3 protein-coding genes and 1 pseudogene are annotated in these 2176 nt (G+C 71.6%); 2 read left to right on the top strand and 2 right to left on the bottom strand.

Annotated features, from left to right (window positions below):
- Both ABZ749_RS34250 and ABZ749_RS34255 read right to left on the bottom strand, forming a co-directional pair.
- The coding region (locus ABZ749_RS34250; protein ID WP_357235347.1) for a sigma-70 family RNA polymerase sigma factor at window positions 1–347 on the bottom strand (347 nt) is incomplete at its 3' end.
- Window positions 348–441: 94 nt separating this feature from the next.
- On the bottom strand, window positions 442–1410 hold the full coding sequence (locus ABZ749_RS34255) for a YafY family protein (protein ID WP_357235349.1): 969 nt from the start codon (window positions 1408–1410) through the stop codon (window positions 442–444).
- Between the two features lie 62 nt (window positions 1411–1472).
- Here ABZ749_RS34255 and ABZ749_RS34260 point away from each other — a divergent pair.
- Both ABZ749_RS34260 and ABZ749_RS34265 read left to right on the top strand, forming a co-directional pair.
- Window positions 1473–1871, top strand: a pseudogene (locus ABZ749_RS34260) (epoxide hydrolase N-terminal domain-containing protein); the annotation flags it as partial.
- A gap of 77 nt (window positions 1872–1948) precedes the next feature.
- The gene (locus ABZ749_RS34265; protein WP_357235352.1) at window positions 1949–2083 is read left to right on the top strand and encodes a hypothetical protein; all 135 of its coding nucleotides are present in this window, start codon (window positions 1949–1951) and stop codon (window positions 2081–2083) included.
- Window positions 2084–2176: the final 93 nt, after the last annotated feature.

A 2176-nucleotide genomic window follows, 5' to 3' on the forward strand; every position in this document is an offset into this window, starting at 1 on the left:
GCGGCCCGGTCCAGCGCCTCCTCCGGGGTGGGTGTGTCGGCGGGGCGGCTGAACCACTCGGGTTCGGCGACCGGGAGGGCTCTGGGCCCGCGCAACGCCATCCTGCTGTTGTTGCGGACGATGGCCCGCAGCCAGGGGCCGACAGCGCTCGGGTCGCGGACCTCGCCGATGCGACGCAGGGCGATGACCATGGTGTCCTGCACCGCGTCGTCGGCGTCCGGCCCGTAGCCGAGGACGCTCAGCGCGACGGCCCGCATCCCGGCCTCGTGCCGGGCCAGCAGCGCCCCCAGCGCGGCCGCGTCTCCCGCCTGCGCGAGTACGACAAGCTCCCCGTCGCTCTGCGTCACGCCCAGTTCCTCCCCGAAACACCTGTTCTGAACGCTTGTGCTCCATCAAGCGTACGGCGGACCGGCGTGCCGACGCCCCGGGCCGCCGGCCGTCCTACGCTGCGGACGAGCTGGCGGCGCGGGTCGCCCGCGAGCCGATCTGCCGCAGGTGCGCGATCAGCTCGGGAGGCTCGTGCACCTCCATGTCGCAACCGAGAGTCAGCAGACGCCACGCCAGCCACTCCAGGGTGTCGGCGTCGCTGCGTAACCGGCACGAGGTCGCGTCGATCGGCTCCAGATCGACGCCGGTGCCGCCGAGCGGGCCCACCATCCGTTCGATCGGCGCGTGCAGCGTGACCACCGCCCGGTAGACGGGCGTCAGCTCAAGCAGCTTCTCCGTCATGAACGAGGCGGCGTCGGACGCCGGCAGTGGCCGGGCGGTGACCCGGATCCGGGTGGGGCGCAGGTCGGTGATCCGGTCGAGCCGGAAGATCCGCCAGTCGTCGCGGCCGTTGTCGTAGCCCACCAGATACCAGCGCCGACCCGCCGACACCAGCTTGTACGGCTCGACGAGCCGTTCGGTGTCCACGCCGTCGCGACGGCGGTAGGTGAACCGCAGCTGCTCACGATTGTTGACGGCGGCGGCCAGCGCGCTCAGGTGCTCCGGGTCGACAGTCGGTCGGTCCCAGGTGAGCAGGGGTTCGGTGGCCGCCCCCAGGGCGCTGACGCGGTGCCGCAGCCGGGACGGCAGCACCTGTTCGAGCTTCGCCAGCGCCCGTACCGAGGACTCCTCGATGCCGGCCACCGCGTGACCGGCGGCGGTGCGCAGACCGACTGCGATCGCCACCGCCTCGTCGTCGTCGAGCAGCAGCGGCGGCATCGCCTTGCCGGCGACCAGGCGGTATCCGCCGATCGCGCCCATCGTCGCCTTTACCGGGTAGCCGAGGTCGCGCAATCGCTCCACGTCGCGGCGGATGGTGCGCAGGCTGACGCCGAGTCGGGTGGCCAACTCGCTGCCGGGCCACTCGCGGGGCGTCTGCAACAGCGACAGCAGGCCCAGCAGTCGGGCGGGGGTGTCGGACATGGTCCCAGAATGCCAGCGATGTGTGCCAGAAGCTGTCCTATATGGGCCGTAGCGTTCCCGGCATGACGCCCTTTCGCATCGACATTCCCCAGGCGGACCTCGACGACCTGCGTGACCGGCTCTCCCGAACCCGGTGGCCCCGCTCGTTGCCCGGCGCCGGCTGGAGCCGTGGGGTGCCGGTGACGTACCTTCGCGAGCTGACCGAGTACTGGGCGAATGGTTACGACTGGCGGGCCCACGAGGCGCGGCTGAACGACTTCCCCCAGCTCGTCACCGAGATCGACGGCTTGGATGTGCGTGTGCTGCACGTCCGCTCGCCGGAGCCGGACGCGCTGCCGTTGTTGCTGACACACGGCTGGCCGAACTCCGTGGTCGAGTTCACCGAGCTGATTGGCCCACTGTCCGACCCACGCGCTCACGGCGGGGATCCCGCGCAGGCGTTGCACGTGGTCGTGCCGTCGCCGACGATGGCGGTTTCGCCTGGCCGACGGGCCAGCGGCGGGTGCCATCCGGTGTGTACGGCGGCGGGTCCGCGCTGATGCGCCGCCTCGCCGAGCGAGACAACACGATCGTCCACTGGCCGCAGGGCAACCCGGGCAGCCACTTCGTGGCGATGGACGAGCCGCTGGCGCACGCGGCGGACATCCGCGCGTTCTTCGAGGGCCTGCGATGATCGAGCTGAGCTGGGCGCAGGTGTCCGCCCGACGAAGACCTGGTGGCCGCTGCGGGTGAACTCGTTGACACCCGCTGGCGTGATCGCCACGCG

Source organism: Micromonospora sp. NPDC047753 (assembly GCF_040642735.1).
GTDB lineage: Bacteria > Actinomycetota > Actinomycetes > Mycobacteriales > Micromonosporaceae > Micromonospora.